Genomic DNA, 439 nt, shown 5'->3' on the forward strand with positions numbered 1-439 from the left:
TCAGGCCCAGCTCGCGCAGCGGCTCGCTGTCCACGCCCGCGCTGAACAGCGTCTGCCCGCCGTCCAGCACCTTCTGCGCCTCGACCGCGGCGTCGTACAAGGCCTTGCGGTCCTTGTCCTTGCGCATCTCCTTCTCCAGCCGCGGCACGGCCTTCTCCAGGGTCTGCAGGTCGGCCAGCAGGAGCTCGGTGTTGATGGTCTCGATGTCGTCCTTCGGCGAGACCTTGCCGTCGACGTGCACGACGTCGGGGTCGGTGAACACCCGGATGACCTGGCAGATGGCGTCGGACTCGCGGATGTTGGCCAGGAACTTGTTGCCCAGCCCCTGCCCCTCGCTGGCCCCGCGCACGATGCCGGCGATGTCGACGAACGAGACCGTGGCCGGGATCTGCTTGGCGCTGCCGAACACCTCGGCGAGCTTCCCGAGGCGCTCGTCGGG

1 protein-coding gene is annotated in these 439 nt (G+C 68.8%); it reads right to left on the reverse strand.

Translation table 11 applies throughout. The features are described from left to right. A partial coding sequence (locus M3677_RS17365; RefSeq protein WP_251161195.1) for a GTPase occupies positions 1 to 439 on the reverse strand: 439 nt, incomplete at both ends.

Source organism: Curtobacterium sp. P97 (genome assembly GCF_023712445.1).
Classification (GTDB): Bacteria; Actinomycetota; Actinomycetes; order Actinomycetales; family Microbacteriaceae; genus Curtobacterium.